Here is a 16,392-nt window from a genome sequence, read left to right on the forward strand (position 1 = left end):
GCCCCGATGCGGGGCCGGCAGGCGGTAGCCATCGTGTTGGTCGAGCAGGGACGAATGCTGCTGATCCGCCGCGCCGAGGGCGTACCCCGCCCCGGCTTCTGGTCTCCGCCCACGGGCTGGGTCGAGCCCGGAGAGAGTCCCGCTGAAGCCGCAGTGCGCGAGGCGAAGGAGGAGCTGGGCCTCGAGGTCAGCGCCGAGCGCGAGGTCTGGCATTGCCACAGCGACGACGGCCGGCTGCGGATCGACTGGTGGCAGGTTACCCGTCTCGCCGGCGAACTCCGACCCGATCCCGCCGAGGTCGCTGCATACCGGTGGGTGGATGCCGGGGCATTCTTCGACCTGACCCCGACTTTCCGGCAACACCACGATTTCTTCCGCGACCGATTGCCAAGCCTTGTTGGGGCGCCGCCCGCTGACTGACCGATTCGGGCCGCAATGCGGCCGTTCGCCGCGGCCGATCAAACATGGAGCGGCTTTCTGTGGGAGTGCCCTTGGGCGCGACCGCGGAGTCGCGCTCTGGCCGCGGTCTGTGGTGAATCCGTAGCGCTGCCGTCGCGCCCAAGGGCGCTCCCACAGTCGGATCTCGTTGGATTTCGGGGATGCGGTCGAAGCTGGCGGGATCTAGACGCGCCAGAAGGGCGCGAAGCGGACGTTCGCCGCGGCTTCGGATCGGCGGGCCTTTCGTAGGAGCGGACATGGCCGCGACCGCGGAGGTTCGCTCTGGCCGCGGTCTGTGGAAAACACGTCACGCCGCGGTCGCGCCCATGTGCGCTCCTACAATCGGGCTTCGTTGGGCGTCAGTGAGCCTCATAGGGTGTGCCTTGGCGCACCGATATGGGCGTTCGGACGGTACGCCCGGTGCGGCAAGCCGCACCCTATGAATGTCCGGTTCGCGCCCGTGCCGCGCCATCGGGTGCTCTGATCACCCTTGCCGGCGGTCCGGGCGGGAGGCCTTTTCCCGGTACATCGCGGCATCGGCCTCGCGCAGGGCCTTGTCCGCGGCGCCGCCGCGGGGAAGCACGGTGCGTCCGATACTCACACCGAGCGCGGGCAGGCCGGGGGCGGAGCGGGCGAGTTCCTCGCGAAGGGCCGGCAGGACATCCGCGCTCATCCCGGGAGGCCCGATCACGACAAACTCGTCGCCGGCAAAGCGAATCGTGGCCAGCGCGCCGCTCAGGTGCTTGCGCAGGGCGTCGGCGAACCGCTTCAGGCAGGCATCGCCAATGTCATGGCCCTGGGTGTCGTTGATCCGCTTGAACTCGTCCAGGTCGAGGAACAGGACCTCCAGATCGCGGTCGCGATGGGCCTCGAGCAGCGGCTTGAGCATGCGCCGGTTGTACAGGCCTGTCAGCGGATCGCGCTCGGCGACGACCCTCAGCGCCTCGTGCGCGCGCCCGAGCTCGGCATGGCTGTCGAGCATCTCGGCATGGACCCGGTGGGTGATGGCCAGCACACAGCCGAGTGCGATGACCCATTCCGCGCCGGTGTCGAACGATGAGTGCGCGGCGAGGAACACGCCCACCTGGTCGGGAACGCTACCCTCGGCGCCGAACCGCCGCCAGCCGTAGCCGATCGCTTCGGCGGCGCCGAGCGCCGCGCGCATGCCGCAGCCGAGCGCCAGCCAGCCCAGGCCCTGTTGCGGCCGGCGCAGACACTGCCAGCAGGCAACCCCGAGGATGACCGCGATAAGCGACGCCTGGAACACGCCGATCGTCTCCAGCTGGGTGATCAGGGCGCCGCCAGCCAGCCCGAACACCAACACCCCCGCACCCAGAGGAAGCAGCAGCCTGGCCGCCCGTTCGACGCGGTCCAGACCGATGACGCCGAGCAGGATCAGCACGAGGAATCCGGTCTTGGCAGTGAAGTAGAGCGCCAGCAGGAACGGCTTGGCGACGTCACCGGGCTGAATCATCCAGAACGCCCAGGTCACGGTCATGGCCAGGGCATTCGCCGTCCAGGCGTTCACCCACCAACGCAACTCGGGACGCTCGGCGGAGCGGGCGTAGACAATGAAGAACAGCGCGATCAGCAGGGTCGAGGAGATCTGGACCGCGGTGCTCCACTGCCAGAGCAGGAGTTCGATCATGCTCCGCGCCCCCTCTGGTCAGCCATCGGCCGGTCGCAGGCAGCGATCGAAGAAGCGCTCGCTGACCCGGTAGCGGTGCAGGAGATCCTTGCCGCGCAGGCCGTGCTTGGCACCGGGATAGGTCATCAGCTCGAAGCGGGTTCCGCGCTGCTGCAGGTCGGCCATGACCGCGGTGGCGTTGCTGAACAGCACATTGTCGTCGGCCATGCCGTGGATCAGCAGCAGGGCATCGTCGCGCAGGCCTTCGATATGGGTGGCGACCCGGCTCAGCCGGTAGCCTTCCGGGTTGCGCTCGGGGTGGTCCATGTAGCGCTCGGTGTAGTGGGTGTCATACAGCCCCCAGTCGGCCACCGGCGCCCCGGCGATGCCGCAGCGATAGTCATCGGCCGCCTTGGACAGCAGCATCAGGGTCATGTAGCCGCCGTTCGACCAGCCGTACACGCCGATCCGCTCGCCATCGACGAAAGGCTGCTCGCGGAGGAAGGCGACGGCGCGCTGCTGGTCTTCCACCTCCACCCTGCCCTGCTCGCGGAACAGCGCCCGACCAAAATCGACCCCGCGGCGGGGCGTGCCGCGGTTGTCGACCGAAAACACCAGGTAGCCCTGCTGGGCAAGATACTGGTTGAACCAGGCGTCGCCGCGGGTCGACCAGCTGCGGGTGACGGTCTGCGTGGCCGGTCCGCCGTAGACCCAGACCACCACGGGATAACGGCGCGCCGGATCGAACCCCGCCGGCTTGATCAGGCTGTAGTGCAGGGTGCTGCCATCGGCCGCCTCAAGCGTGCCGAATTCGATGGGCCGATGCGCATCCCGGTACGGCGCATAGGGGTGATCCGGCGCCGCGAGGTCGTTCTCCAGCAGCATGGCGATGCGCTTGCCGGAGGCATCGTGCAGGCTGACCTCGGGCGGCTGCTCGGGGCTGGAGAAGGTGTCGACATAGACCTTCGCGTCGCGCGAGAAGCGCGCGTCATGCCAGCCCGGCCGCGTGCTCAGGCGACGGATCCCGCCGCCTTCCAGCGGCACCGAGTAGACGTGGCGCTCGATCGCCGACTCGCGGGTCGCGCTGAAGTAGACAACGCCGGCCTTCTCGTCGACGCCGAGCACGTCCTCGACCATCCAGTCGCCATCGGTCAGCGCCTTGGCGCCCGAGGCATCGATGCGATAGATGTGCTGGAAGCCCGAGCGCTCGCTCAGCCAGAGCAGGCTGTCGTCCTTCAGGAAACGCAGACCGTCATGCAGCTCGATCCAGCTGTCGCTGGTCTCGGTGAGCAGGGTCTCCTGCCTGCCGCTGGCAAGGTCCACCGCGACCAGGTCGAGGCGCCGCTGGTCGCGGCTCTGGCGCTGGAAGGTCAAGGTGCCGGGATTCTTCCAGTCGACCCGGGTCAGGTAGATGTCCTGCTCGGGGCCAAGGTCGATCCAGCGCGTCTCGGGCGGCTCGGCGCCACCATCGGGCCCCACCACACCCAGCTTCACCGTGACATTGGGCTCACCGGCGGCGGGATAGCGCTGCTCGATGACCTCGGTGCGGTCAGCATAGACCTCGTAGCGCTTCTGCACCGGCACCGGGCTCTCGTCGATCCGCGCATAGGCGATGGCGGAGTCGTCCGGGGCCCACCAGTAGCCGGTGTGGCGGCCCATCTCCTCGTCGGCGACGAACTCGGCGACGCCGTTGCCGATGGTGGCGGAGCCGTCGAAGGTCAGCTGGCGCTCCTTGCCGCTGGCAATGTCCACCACCCACAGGTTGCGGCCGCGGATGAAGCTGGCGTAGCCGCCCTTGGGCGAGAACTTGGGATCGGTGGCGAAGCCCTCGCCACTGGTCAGGCGGCGCACCGCCCTGTCGCCCCGGGCGGAAAGGTCATAGAGGTACAGCTCACCGCCGAGCGGGAACAGCAGGCGCTTCGAGTCCGGCCCCCACTGGTAGGAGACGATGCCTGACAGGGCGGCGATGCGCTGGCGCTCGCGGCGCGCTTTCTCCTCGTCGGACAACTCCTCGCTGCCCGACGACAGCAAATCGGAGTCGACCAGCCGCGCGCTCTTTCCGCTGCGGATGTCGTGTGCCCAGAGGTCGAGCCGGTTGCGGTCGTCGTCGCGGCCGCGCAGGAAACTGACCCGCCTGCCGTCCGGCGAGATGGCCGGCTGCAGCAGGGTCGGTCCGGACAGCGGCCGGTCGCCGGTGATCGCCTCGAGGGTCAGCGGAGTGGAATCGGACTCGGTCATGGCGATGGCAGCAGGGGAAACGAGGAAGGCGGCGAGCAGGACGGCGCGCCGGACGCGGAGCGCGGCGCTCATGCCTGCTTTCCCCGTATCCCGGCAGCCATCGCCCTCAGCTTGCGGAAGTAGAGGCCGGGCAGCCAGCGCTTGAGCCGCCAGCGCATCGGTTCCTGGCGGGTGGGCAGGATCAGGAACTCCCCGCGCTGGGCCGAGGCGAAGACCGCGTCCGCCACGCTGTCGAGGGTGTCCACGGCGTGGGTCATCATCTTCTCGCCGAACTTCTTCATCCGCGGATCGCCCTGCCAGCTTTCCAGCAGATTGGTCTGGAAAAAGGCCGGGCAGATCACCGAGACCTTGACGCCCTCGTCGATCAGCTCGGCCCGCAGCTGCTCGGACAGGGCTACCACGGCGGCCTTGGAGACGCCGTAGGTCATCATGTTCGGTGCTCCGGCGAGCCCGGCGAAACTCGCGGTGTTGAGGATGTGGCCGCCCTTCTGCGCCAGCATGCCGGGCAGGAAGGCCAGGCAGCCGCGGACGACGCCGAGCAAGTTGATGTCGAGAAGACGGCGCCATTCGTCCATGGTCGTGGCGGCCATGCAGCCGCCGCTGGCGATGCCGGCGTTGTTGTAGAGCACGTCGACGCCGCCCCAGCGGGCGAGGACGGCGTCGCGCAGGGCCTCCATCGACGCGTCGTCGCCGACATCGGCGACGAAATCGGCATGCCCGGTTCCGGGCAGGGAGGCCGCAGTGGCGCTGGCCCGCGCGGCGTCGCGATCGACGCAGGCCACCTGGTCTCCTGCGCGCGCATGGCGAATCGCCATGGCCTGCCCCAGGCCGGAGCCTGCCCCGGTAATCAGTACGCGTCGCTGCGCCATCCCCTGCCCTTCGCTTTCGGTTAGGCTCGCGAGGATATCAGCCCCAAGGAGCCCTTCCCGCATGTCCGAGTCCCCGTTCGATCTCTCCGGCCGCGTCGCTCTTGTCAGCGGCGCCTCGCGAGGCATTGGCGAGTCCATCGCCCGTCTGCTGGCCGCGCATGGCGCGCGCGTGATCTGCACCAGCCGGCGCAAGGAAGGCTGCGAGGCAGTCGCGGCATCGATCCGCGAGGCCGGCGGCCAGGCCGAGGCAATGGCCATGCACGTTGGCGAACCGGAGTCGATCGAGAGCGTGTTCGCCAACCTCGAGGCCCGCGACTTGAGTCCCGGCCTGCTGGTCAACAACGCAGCGGCCAATCCCTATTTCGGCCCGGCCATCGACATGGACCTCGGCGCCTACGAGAAGACCGTGGAGGTCAACCTGCGCGGCTATTTCTGGACCATCGTCCAGGCGGCCCGGCGGATGAAGGCGACGGGCGGATCGATCGTCAACGTGGCCTCGGTCAATGCACGACGCGCAGCGCCGGGCCAGCTGGTCTACTCGATGACCAAGGCCGGCATCGTCAACATGTCGGAGGGATTCGCCAAGGAGCTGGCGCCACACGGCATCCGGGTCAATGCGGTGCTGCCGGGCCTGACCGACACCAAGTTCGCCTCGGCGCTGACCGGCAACCCGAAAATCCTCGACATGATGCTCAAGCTGATCCCGCTCGGCCGGGTCGCCCAGCCCGAGGAGATCGCGCCGCTGGTGCTGTTCCTGCTGTCCCCCGCGGCCAGCTACGTGACCGGCACCACGCTGACCGCGGACGGCGGCTACCTGGCCTGAATCGCGCCGCCGGCGGCCCGCGCGGCATCGGCCCGTCGGCGCACCCGTGCGGCCTGCAGCAGACGCGCAAAGAGGGCGAGCTGGTCGCTGCGCCAGGGCAGGTACTCGGGGTGCCACTGCACCCCGATCCACCAGCGCGGTCCCGTGCCCTCGATCGCCTGGACCACGCCATTGCCCTCACGGGCGACCACGCGCACGCCCGCGCCAAGGCGGTCGACGGCCTGACGGTGCAGGGCGTTGACCGCCAGGCGGGTGCAGCCCAGCGCCTCGGCGAGACGTGAGTCGGGCTCGACCACGACTTCGCGCAGCGGGCGCAGGGTCCACAGCTGGGGCGATTCGCCGTAGAAACCGGAAAGGTCCTGGTGCAGGCTGCCGCCGGCGGCGATGTTCAGCAGCTGGGCACCTCGACAGATGCCCAGCACCGGCAGCCGGCGCTGCTCTGCCGCACGGATCAGCTGCAGCTCGAGCACGTCGCGGGCGACATCACCGCGTCGGTACTGGGCGCTGCTCAGGATCCAGCGCAGGACAAACAGCACCGGCGCGAACAGCTGGCCGAGCAAGCCACCCTTGGCGGGTCGATCGGGCGCGCCATCCCAAAGACCCTCGCCGTAGTGGCTGGGATCGATGTCCGCTCCGCCGCCGAGAAGCAGGGCGTCGAAGTCGGGCAGCTCCCCGGCATCGCGGGGCCGATAGCGCACCGGTCGCCCGCCGACCCGACGGATGGCCAGCGCAGCGGCCCACCAGGCAAGCGTGCCGCCGGCATCGGGCCCGCTGACCAGCACGATGGGGCGCCCCGCGCGCTCAGCCATTCCGCGCCGCCAGATGTTCGTGCATGCGTCGCCGCCACTCGCCGGTCAGGCCGGACAGCCAGCGTCGCTTCGAGTCCTGCCAGGCTTCGCAGAGCTGTTCTAGCTGGTCTGTATCGGCCGCCAGCCGTTCGACCTGGACCCAATGATTCCAGGCACCGGCCAGGCGCCAGTCGGGCTCGTCGATGTGGCAGTTGGGCAGGCGGTAGTGGAAGGCCGGGCGCGGCTGGACCAGCTCGGGCTCTTCCACGTGCTCCAGCAGACCGCGGCCCTCAAGCTCGACCAGCGCAGGCAGCAGGTCCAGCTCGTGGTTGCGCGAGCCGACCAGGCGGGCGTAGTCGTCGGCGAGCTGCGGCCGGTTGGGCTGGTAGTCCGGGTGCATCAACAGCTCGATCCAGGGCTCGGGCCATGCCCGGATGTGCGGGCCGATCCTGCGCGACCAGTCGATGTCGGACTGGTCGACGATCCAGTCGCGCAGCAGGACAAAGGCGCGCAGGTGATTGCGCAGCGAGCGCGCGGTGTGATCGGACAGCTCCGGATTCATGTGCAGGCCGAAGCCGTAGAAGAGCGAATCGCCGGTCCCGCGCGCCTTCAGACGACGCAGCGCCTCGCGCAGGGATTCGGCCAGATCAAGCTGATCCAGCGGAATGGGCGGCGTCACCAGCTCATGGGGCACGACCACGGACACGGTCGAACGCAGCGCCGACTCCAGGGCCGCGCGGACGTCGAGCGTCGAGGGGTCGAGGCCCAGGTGACCCAACCACTCCAGATGCTTGCGCTCCTTGAGGATCCGCGCATCCACCTCGAGCCGGAAGTCGCCCAGCTCGTGACCGGTCAGCTTGATGCAGAACGGGTTGGAGGCGTCGATGTCCGCACCGAGCTCCTCGGCAAGCGCCTCTGCCGCGCGGTCGATATCGAGCCCGGCGTACTCCAGCTCGATGCCAACGCGCCTCTGCTCGCCGGACGGCGTCCTGGACTCGGGCGGTTCGTGGAAGGCCGTCATACAGCGCGTTCCGCGATCGCTCAGGCGAGCGCCGTGGGCGTCTCGTAGTCGATCCGCTCGGCACCGGCGGCGATCAGGGCCGGCTCAAGCTGCTTGAGGGTGCCTTCCTCGGCATCCAGGACCAGAAGCACCTCGCCCCGCTCAATTCGCTCCTCGAACAGCCGCTGTACCTCATTGGGAACGCCGGCGCCCACCAGGGCCGCGCTCCAGCTGCCGACGGCAGCGCCTGCCACGCCGAGCAAGGCCGCGCCGGCAAGGGTGACACCGACGCCCGGGATGGCCGCAGCCATGAGGCCGGCGAGCAGCCCGATGCTGCCCCCACCCGTCGCGCCGCGCAGGGCGGCGGGGACGAAGTCGCTGGTCGCGGAATCCTTGAGCGAGTCCGGGATAGCGTTGAGACTGATGTCGCGGCGCGCCACCAGTGAGATCGATTCGTCGTCGAGGCCCGCCCCGCGAGCGAGGTCGACGGTCCGGACCGCCTGATCGATCTGTTTGAGCGAGAACACGTGTCGGATTTTCATCAGCTTCTCCTTGGGGATAGGGCTGGATTGGAGCGTCCCTTCACGTCTCGACATTACTTTAGCGGCGGTGAACGCTGCGGCAACCCGCAAGCGCCCGGCGGACACGAAAAGGGGCCCAGCGGGCCCCGTTCCGTACCCTTTCGGCAGGGGCCTATTCGGCGCCGGCCTCGGCGTCGGCCGACGAATCGGCCAGCGGTGCCTCGGCATCGGTCACCAGCAGCGCGTTCACCGACTTGATGTCGTCCACGCCGACCACGCCGGCAGCCTGCTTCAGGCGCAGCGTGTTGACCAGGAAGTTGTGCCGCGACTGCGAATAGTCGCGCTGGGCCTGGAACAGCTGCTGCTGGCTGAGCAGGACGTCGACAATGGTGCGGGTGCCGACCTCGAAGCCCGCCTCGGTGGCTTCAAGCGCTGATCGCGCCGACACCAGGGCCTGCTCGCGGGCGCCGATCTCGCTCATGCCGGCCTGCAGCGCGCGAAAGGCGTTGCGGGCGGTGCGGGTGACCGCGCGCCGCTCCTGCTCGTACTGGTCCTCGACCGCGTCGCGGTTGTGGATGGCCTGGCGTACCTGGGACTGGGTGAGACCGCCGGAAAAGATCGGCACGGTCAGGGTGACGCCGACCGTCGTGCCGAGCTGGCCGCTGTTGGCGGGAAAGCTCACCGAATTTGAGCCGCTGTCGCCCCAGGTGGTGGTGTCGCCGCGGCTGATGAAGCCGCTGAGGGTCGGCAGATGGCCCGAGCGCGCGCTGCTGATGTCATGGTTGGCCGCCTGCAGCGCCAGCTCGCGGGAGAGCAGGGTCGGACTGTTGGCCAGCGCGCTGGCCACCCACTCGCCGGCGTCGACCGGCTCCGGCATCGCCGGCCGGAAGGTATCGCCGAGCCCCTTCAGGCTCCGCAGGTACTGGCCGGTGATCTCGGCGAGCAGCTCGCGGGCGTCGTCGAGCCGGTTCTCGGCGGCGATGGCGGCGGCGCGCGAGCTGTCGTAGCGGGCACGCGCCTCGTGCACATCGGTGATCGCTGTCAGGCCGACCTCGAAGCGCTGCTCGGCCTGGTCCAGCTGCCGCTTGACCGCACGCCGCTCGGCACGGGCGAAGACCAGGCCATCGATCGCGGTCAGCACGTCGAAGTAGTTCTCGCTCACGCGCAGGGCCAGCGCCTGGCTGGCGGCCTGGTAGTCGGCCTCTGCGCGGTTAGCGCGGGCGCGGCTGGCGCGCAGGCGCATGTAGTCGCCGTGGTCGTAGATCGACTGGTCGAGGCGGATGCTGTACTGGCGGGTGCGGGTGTCGCTGAAGCCGCTGGTCGGGCCGAAGCTGACCGAGCCGTCCGGATTCGGCCGCTCGCCGATGCGGGTGCTGGTGCCGTCGGAGTCGGTCAGGCTGACCGAGCCGCCGATCTGCGGCAGCAGGGCCGCACGCGTCTGGTTCACGCCCTCGCCCGTGGCCAGGCTGCTGGCCTCGGCCGCGGCCAGCTGCGGATCGCTGGCCCGCGCCAGCTCGTACGCCTGCATGAGGTCGGCCGAGGCCGCGGAGCCGGCGGCACACAGCAGCACGGCGAAGGCAAGGGGACGGAGGCGGGGGGTCGCAGTCATTGCGGCTTCCTTGTGATTCGGGTTGTCAGGGGCATGGCGTCGGGCTCATCCGGGGCGCGGCGGCAGCATGCCCGCGTCCCGGCGAAGGTGGCGTCGCGCTGCCCGGGGCAGCGGAAGCCGTCAGAGCACGAAGCGGGCGCGGGGCTCGCCACCGTGCAGGTAGGGGATATCGGTTTCGAACAGGCTTTCCTCGCGCCAGCCTTCATCCGAGAAGCGAGTCAGGACGACGGCTTCCTGTACCGGACTGTGACCACGCACGATGACCATGCGGCCGCCCACGCGCACCCACTGGCGGAACCGCGCCGGCACTTCGGCCACCGCGCCGCCTACCAGCACCGCATCGAACTGGCGGCCGGGCTCGTAGGCGAAGGCGTCGGCGCGCTCGATGCGGGCGCAGGAGAAGCCGAGGTTCTCCATCCGGCCGCGGGCGCGGGCGACGAAGTCCTCATGCAGCTCGATGCTGGTGACCGCACGGGCGATATGCGCAAGGCAGGCGGTGAGGAAACCGCTGCCGGTGCCGATCTCCAGCACCTCGTGCTCAGGGGCCAGAGCCAGCGCCTGCAGCAGGCGCCCCTCGACCACCGGCTTGAACATGAACTCGCCGTGCTCAAGCGGCAGGGGCACGTCGGTGAAGGCCAGCTTGCGCTGCCGCGGCGGAACGAAATCCTCGCGACGCAGGGTGGAGAATGCGTCCAGCACCAGGGGATCGATGACCTCCCAGGGGCGAATCTGCTGTTCCACCATCGTGTGGCGTGCGCTGTCGAAATCGATGCTCATGGACGGTTCGGCTCCTGCTGCCGCGACACGCGGGCAAAGCGCACAGTATAAGGCGCCCGCCCTCCAGCGGCGACGCAGGATCGCCGTTTCCGAGGGCTGCGCCGCAGTGCCGGAAGTCATCGGGCCCGTCACCCGGTTCAGGGGTGACGATCGGCACCCTTGCCACCGGCACATGGCCCGCCGACAGTCTGCCCGGACAATCGCCGCGCCCTTCCCCGCCAGGAGTCCGCCATGCACCAGCCGGTCCTCACCCCGCTCTTTCTCGCCCTCGGTCTCGCCCTGGGCCTTGGCAGCGCCGCCCAGGCCGGCACGCATCTCGATCTCGACGAGTGCGAGGTCCACTCCGACTACGGCCTGCGCCTGAAGCAGGGCTCGGTGGAGCTGCAGCGCAAGAGCGGCGAGCCGAAGGTCGTGCGCCTGGCCGACGGTCGCCTCTGGCTGGACGGCGTCGAACAGACGCTCAGCGCCGCCGACGAGAAGCGCGTGCGGGAGATCGAGCGCGAGGTCGGGGCGATGATGCCCGAGGTGCAGGCCATCGCCGAGGAGGGCCTCGACATGGCGCTCGACGCCCTCGCCCATGTCGCCAGGAGCCTCGGCGACGGCGACCCGGCGCTGATGAAGGAGATCAACCGTGCACGCAAGGACTTCGGCGAGGCCATCGACATCCGGATGCGCGACGGCGTGCTCGACGACGGTCTGCTTGAGCGCGACATCGAAGCCCTGGTTGAACGACTCACCCCACAGATCGCCGGCAAGGTCGCCAGCCTTGCCATCACTGCCGCGCTCAGCGGAGATGAGGCCACAGCCAAGGACTTCGAGCGCCGCGCCGAAGCCATGGGCAAGGAACTGGAGCAGGTCATGGAAGCCCGCGGCAAGGCGCTCGAGGCCCGCGCCGAACAGCTCTGCGGCCGAATCGCCGACATCGACGCCATCGAGAACGCGCTCGAGTTCCGCTTGGCGGATGGCAAGCCGCTGAACCTGGTGCGGATGTAGCGCCAGCCGGGCGTCCGGTTCGGGCGCAACGAAGACATACATAGGGTGCGGCTGGCCGCACCGGGCGTACCGTCCGAACGCCCTATAGGTGCGCCAAGGCACACCCTATGGGGCTTCGCTGACGCCCAACGAAGCCCGACTGTGGGAGCGCACATGGGCGCGACCGCGGCGCGGCGTGTTCTCCACAGACCGAGGCAAGGGCGAATCTCCGCGGTCGCGGCCATGTCCGCTCCTACGAAGAGCCTGCCCGATCGTGGGCGGTGGCGAGCGTCCGCTTCGCGCCCTACCATCGTGTTTGCGCGCGCCCCCCGGCGCCACGACGGCGCGCCGGCGCGGCCGGGGCGCAGCCTGTACCCCGTCCTGGCCGGCGGCTTGGGGCCGGTCGCCGGAATCACCGGCGGGCTGTGCCATGCTGGGGCGTTTTTTCGACATTCCGGTAATGCGCAAGATCATCCACGTCGACCTCGACGCCTTCTATGCCTCGGTCGAGCAGCGTGACGACCCGTCGCTGCGCGGTCGCCCGGTGGTGGTGGCCTGGCGCGGAGCGCGGTCGGTGGTCTGCGCGGCGTCCTATGAAGCGCGCGAGTTCGGCGTGCGCTCGGCGATGCCGGCCCTGCGGGCGGAGCGTCTTTGCCCGGATGCCGTCTTCGTGCCGCCGGACTTCCCGCGCTACAAGGAGGCCTCGCGACAGATCCGCGGGATCTTCGCCCGCTACGCCGCAATGATCGAACCGCTGTCGCTGGACGAGGCCTATCTGGATGTCAGCCGGCCCCTGATCGACCTGGGGTCGGCCACGGCGATCGCCCGTGCGATCCGCGCCGAGATCCTGGCCGAGACCGGCCTCACCGCCTCCGCCGGCATCGCGCCCAACAAGTACCTTGCGAAGATCGCCTCGGACTGGAACAAGCCGAACGGACAATTCGTCATCCGCCCGGAGCAGGCCGAGGACTTCCTGACCCCGCTGCCGGTCGGCAAGCTGCCGGGCGTGGGCCGGGTCACCGAGACGCGCATGGCGGAACTGGGCGTGAAAACGGTGGGGGATCTGCGCGCCCTGCCCCTGCCTGCGCTGCAGGCCGCCTTCGGGCGCTACGGCGAGCGGCTGTTCGAACTGTCACGCGGCATCGACGACCATCCGGTCTGCAACGAGCGGCCCACCCAGTCCATCTCGGCCGAGGACACCTTCGCCGAGGACCTGCCGCTGGCCGCCACCGGCGAGACCATCGAGCGCCTGTCAGAGCGGGTCTGGCAGGCCCAGCAGCGCGAACGACGAATCGGCCGATCGGTGGTCCTCAAGCTCAAGACCCGCGAGTTCCGCCTGCTGACGCGGACCCTGACCCCGGCGCAGCCGCCGCACGATCTTGGTGAGCTGGTCCGCATCGCACTCGGCCTGCGCCAGCGGGTGGACCTACCGAACACCACCCGGTATCGGCTGGTCGGCGTGGGCCTGACCAATTTCGACGAGATCGCCAGCAGCCAGGCCCTGCAGGCCGAGCTCTTTCCTGGCTGAATCCACCCAGCACGCCTCGCCGGGGCGGGCTCGCCTCGTCCCACCATGGGTTCGTTTCGCCGTGGCGTGCCCGCCCCGTGCCAATCGTCACATGACCTTCGGCCGCCCTACCCGCAGACTCCCCGCGGTGTTGTACCGACCGGCCCGCAATCGACCGCGGGGCGTCCTTCGTCGGCAGGGCCGCTGGCATCTGCCCAGAATCCGCGGGAGATAGGGATGGATCGTCGTTCGTTCGTCAAGGTCACAGGCCTTGGCATGGGGGCCCTCATGCTGCCGGTCTCGGGCCGGCTGATCGCCGCCGAGGCGCTCACCGAGAAACTGGATATCGCGCTCAAGCGCTCCCTGGCCGACGCCGCGCTGGCCGCGGCCAAGACCGCCGGTGCCACGTACTGCGACGTGCGCATCGGACGCTATCTGAACCAGTTCGTGGTCACCCGCGAGGACAAGGTGCAGAACGTGGTCAATACCGAGTCGACGGGCGTCGGCATCCGGGTGATCGCCAACGGCACCTGGGGCTTTGCCGCCTCGAATGACCTCAGCTCGACCAGCGTGGCACGCGCCGCCCAGCAGGCGGTGGCGATTGCCAAGGCCAACTCCCGCCTCACCCGCACCCCGGTGCAGCTGGCCCCGGTCAAGGGCGTCGGCGAGGTCAGCTGGGCCACGCCGATCAAGAAGAACGCGATGGAGGTGCCGATCAAGGAGAAGGTCGACCTGCTGCTCAGCGTCAACGCCGAGGCCATGAACGCCGGCGCCAGCTTCGTCAACTCGATCCTGTTCCTGGTCAACGAGCAGAAGTACTTCGCCTCGACCGACGGCAGTTATATCGATCAGGACGTGCACCGCATCTGGGCACCGCTGAACATCACCGCCGTGGACAAGGCCAGCGGCAAGTTCCGCAACCGCTCGGGCCTGTCGGCGCCGATGGGCATGGGCTTCGAGTACCTCGACGCCAAGCCCGAGGGCCGCATCGCCATGCCCGGCGGCCTGGTCGGCTACTCCACCTCCTACGACATGATCGAGGACGCGCGCCTGGGCGCGAAGCAGGCCCAGGAGAAGCTCAAGGCCAAGTCGGTCAAGCCCGGCAAGTACGACCTGGTCCTCGACCCGCATCACCTGTTCCTGACCATCCACGAGAACGTCGGCCATCCGACCGAGCTCGACCGCGTGCTGGGCTACGAGGCCAATTACGCCGGGACCAGCTTCGCCACGCTGGACAAGTGGAAGTCGAAGAACTTCAAGTACGGCGCCGACATCGTCAACCTGTTCGCCGACAAGACCCAGCCCGGCTCGCTGGGCGCGGTGGGCTACGACGACGAGGGCGTCAAGACCAAGCGCTGGGACATCGTCAAGGACGGCATCCTGGTCAACTACCAGGCGATCCGCGACCAGGCCCACATCCTCGGCGAGAAGGAATCGCACGGCTGCTGCTACGCCGACTCCTGGAACAGCGTGCAGTTCCAGCGCATGGCCAACATCTCGCTGGCGCCGGGCAAGGAGAAGCTGACTCCGGACGAGATGATCGCCGGCGTCGAGGACGGCATCTACATCATCGGAGCCGGGTCCTTCTCGATCGACCAGCAGCGCTACAACGCGCAGTTCGGCGGCCAGCTGTTCTACGAGATCAAGGACGGCAAGATCACCGAGATGCTGGAGGACGTCGCCTACCAGATCCGAACCCCGGAGTTCTGGGCCTCGTGCGCGGCCATCTGCGACGAGCGCGACTACCGCCTCGGCGGCTCGTTCTTCGATGGCAAGGGACAGCCGTCCCAGATCTCCGCGGTCTCGCACGGTTCCTCGACCGCGCGCTTCAACGGGATCAACGTGATCAACACCGCTCGCAACCTGGGCTGAGGAGGGAACCGCCATGACCATGATGAGTGAAACCGACGCCCGGACCCTGCTGGACAAGGTCATCAAGCTGTCCAAGGCCGACGAGTGCAGCGCCACCCTGCAGGGCGGCGTCACCGGCAACATCCGCTTCGCCCGCAACGAGGTCTCGACCTCGGGCCTCGTCGAGGACACCACCCTGGTGGTGAACGTCGCCTTCGGCAAGAAAGTCGGTACGGCGACCATCGGCACCTTCGACGACGCATCGCTGGAACGCGTGGTGCGGCGTGCCGAGGAACTGGCGCGGCTGGCCCCGGAGAACCCGGAGTTCATGCCGACGATCGACAAGCAGACCTACAAGCCCAGCAATACCTTCGACGAGGGCACGGCCAAGCTGAGCCCGGAGTTCCGCGCCCAGGTCGCGGCCGACTGCATCGAACCCTGCCGGGAGAACCAGCTGGTCGCCGCCGGCTTCTTCGTCGACAACGCCGGGTTCGTCGCCACCGCCAACAGCCGCGGCAATTTCGGTTACCAGAAGGCCGCCTCGGCGGACCTCACCTGCACCGTCCGCACCGACGATGAGCAGGGTTCCGGCTGGGTGGCCAGCAATGTCGCCGACATCGGCAAGTTCGACGCCAAGAAGTCGATCCAGACCGCGATGTCCAAGGCCAAGGGCTCGAGGGACGCCAAGGCACTGGAGCCGGGCAAGTACACCGTGATCCTGGAACCGGCCGCCGCCGCCGGCCTGATCGGCTTCATGATGTTCGGCTTCGACGCCCGCCAGGCCGACGAAGGCCGCAGCTTCCTGTCCAAGAAGGGCGGCGGCAACAAGATCGGCGAGAAGGTCTACGACAGCCGGGTCAACCTGTACTCGGACCCCTGGGAGCCGGGCATGGAAGTGCTGCCCTGGGACGATGAGGGCCTGGCCCGCGAGCGCACCCAGGTGATCAAGGACGGCGTGGTCGAGTACATGCAGTATTCGCGCTTCTGGGCCAAGGAGAAGGAGAAGCGCGCCGTCGGCCAGCCTGGCAACCTGATCATGGCCGGCGGTACTGCCAGCACCGATGAGATGGTGAAGTCGACCAAGCGCGGCATCCTGGTGACCCGCACCTGGTACATCCGCCTGGTCGATCCGCAGACCATGCTGCTGACCGGCCTGACCCGCGATGGCACGTTCTACATCGAGGACGGCGAGATCAAGTACCCGATCAAGAACTTCCGCTTCAACGAGTCGCCGGTGATCATGCTCAACAACATCGAGGAGCTGGGTGCCGCGCAGCGGCTGTCGCCGGACGAGTCGCCCTTCATCATGAAGATTCCGCCGATGAAGCTGCGCGACTTCACCTTCACCTCGCTCAGCGACGCGGTCTAGGGC

Annotated in this window: 14 protein-coding genes; 6 read left to right on the forward strand and 8 right to left on the reverse strand. The window is 68.8% G+C overall.

The window, feature by feature from the left end:
- The first annotated feature begins 6 nt into the window (after positions 1–6).
- A complete protein-coding gene (locus M0G41_RS10980) occupies positions 7–420 on the forward strand; it encodes an NUDIX hydrolase (protein WP_282452866.1) in 414 nt (137 codons plus the stop codon).
- A 502-nt stretch (positions 421–922) separates the two neighbouring features.
- Here M0G41_RS10980 and M0G41_RS10985 read toward each other — a convergent pair.
- From M0G41_RS10985 to M0G41_RS10995, 3 genes are all read right to left on the reverse strand, one after another.
- Positions 923–2,086 carry a GGDEF domain-containing protein gene (locus M0G41_RS10985; protein ID WP_248209242.1) on the reverse strand — a complete coding sequence of 388 codons (1,164 nt, stop codon included), beginning with the start codon at positions 2,084–2,086 and terminating at the stop codon, positions 923–925.
- A gap of 18 nt (positions 2,087–2,104) precedes the next feature.
- A complete protein-coding gene (locus tag M0G41_RS10990) occupies positions 2,105–4,303 on the reverse strand; it encodes a S9 family peptidase (protein ID WP_248209278.1) in 2,199 nt (732 codons plus the stop codon).
- A 68-nt stretch (positions 4,304–4,371) separates the two neighbouring features.
- Positions 4,372–5,172 carry an SDR family NAD(P)-dependent oxidoreductase gene (locus M0G41_RS10995; protein WP_248209243.1) on the reverse strand — a complete coding sequence of 267 codons (801 nt, stop codon included), beginning with the start codon at positions 5,170–5,172 and terminating at the stop codon, positions 4,372–4,374.
- A 61-nt stretch (positions 5,173–5,233) separates the two neighbouring features.
- On the opposite strand from M0G41_RS10995, the gene M0G41_RS11000 reads away from it, so the two are divergent.
- Complete coding sequence (locus M0G41_RS11000; protein ID WP_248209244.1) at positions 5,234–5,995, forward strand: glucose 1-dehydrogenase; 762 nt, start codon at positions 5,234–5,236, stop codon at positions 5,993–5,995.
- Here M0G41_RS11000 and M0G41_RS11005 read toward each other — a convergent pair.
- The 5 genes from M0G41_RS11005 to M0G41_RS11025 form a co-directional block, all read right to left on the reverse strand.
- On the reverse strand, positions 5,983–6,804 hold the full coding sequence (locus M0G41_RS11005; protein WP_248209245.1) for a gamma-glutamyl-gamma-aminobutyrate hydrolase family protein: 822 nt from the start codon (positions 6,802–6,804) through the stop codon (positions 5,983–5,985). The two genes, M0G41_RS11000 and M0G41_RS11005, sit on opposite strands and share 13 nt — an antisense overlap.
- The gene (locus tag M0G41_RS11010) at positions 6,797–7,804 is read right to left on the reverse strand and encodes an amidoligase family protein (RefSeq protein ID WP_248209246.1); all 1,008 of its coding nucleotides are present in this window, start codon (positions 7,802–7,804) and stop codon (positions 6,797–6,799) included. The genes M0G41_RS11005 and M0G41_RS11010 overlap by 8 nt, the downstream gene beginning before the upstream one ends.
- 20 nt (positions 7,805–7,824) lie before the next feature.
- Complete coding sequence (locus M0G41_RS11015) at positions 7,825–8,325, reverse strand: hypothetical protein (protein WP_248209247.1); 501 nt, start codon at positions 8,323–8,325, stop codon at positions 7,825–7,827.
- A 151-nt stretch (positions 8,326–8,476) separates the two neighbouring features.
- On the reverse strand, positions 8,477–9,913 hold the full coding sequence (locus M0G41_RS11020) for a TolC family outer membrane protein (protein ID WP_248209248.1): 1,437 nt from the start codon (positions 9,911–9,913) through the stop codon (positions 8,477–8,479).
- A gap of 120 nt (positions 9,914–10,033) precedes the next feature.
- Positions 10,034–10,690, reverse strand: coding sequence for a protein-L-isoaspartate O-methyltransferase family protein (locus tag M0G41_RS11025; protein ID WP_248209249.1), 657 nt, complete (start codon positions 10,688–10,690; stop codon positions 10,034–10,036).
- Between the two features lie 231 nt (positions 10,691–10,921).
- Here M0G41_RS11025 and M0G41_RS11030 point away from each other — a divergent pair, with 231 nt between their 5' ends.
- The 4 genes from M0G41_RS11030 (at position 10,922) to M0G41_RS11045 (ending at position 16,389) form a co-directional block, all read left to right on the forward strand.
- Positions 10,922–11,683 (forward strand): DUF2884 family protein, encoded by a 762-nt coding sequence (locus M0G41_RS11030; RefSeq protein WP_248209250.1) that lies wholly within the window; start codon positions 10,922–10,924, stop codon positions 11,681–11,683.
- A 439-nt stretch (positions 11,684–12,122) separates the two neighbouring features.
- Positions 12,123–13,190, forward strand: a complete 1,068-nt coding sequence (gene dinB / locus M0G41_RS11035) for a DNA polymerase IV (protein WP_248209279.1) — start codon at positions 12,123–12,125, stop codon at positions 13,188–13,190.
- Between the two features lie 216 nt (positions 13,191–13,406).
- Positions 13,407–15,041, forward strand: coding sequence for a TldD/PmbA family protein (locus tag M0G41_RS11040; RefSeq protein WP_248209251.1), 1,635 nt, complete (start codon positions 13,407–13,409; stop codon positions 15,039–15,041).
- A gap of 13 nt (positions 15,042–15,054) precedes the next feature.
- Complete coding sequence (locus M0G41_RS11045; protein WP_248209252.1) at positions 15,055–16,389, forward strand: TldD/PmbA family protein; 1,335 nt, start codon at positions 15,055–15,057, stop codon at positions 16,387–16,389.
- Positions 16,390–16,392: the final 3 nt, after the last annotated feature.

Source organism: Pseudomarimonas salicorniae, from assembly GCF_023156535.1.
GTDB lineage: Bacteria > Pseudomonadota > Gammaproteobacteria > Xanthomonadales > Xanthomonadaceae > Pseudomarimonas > Pseudomarimonas salicorniae.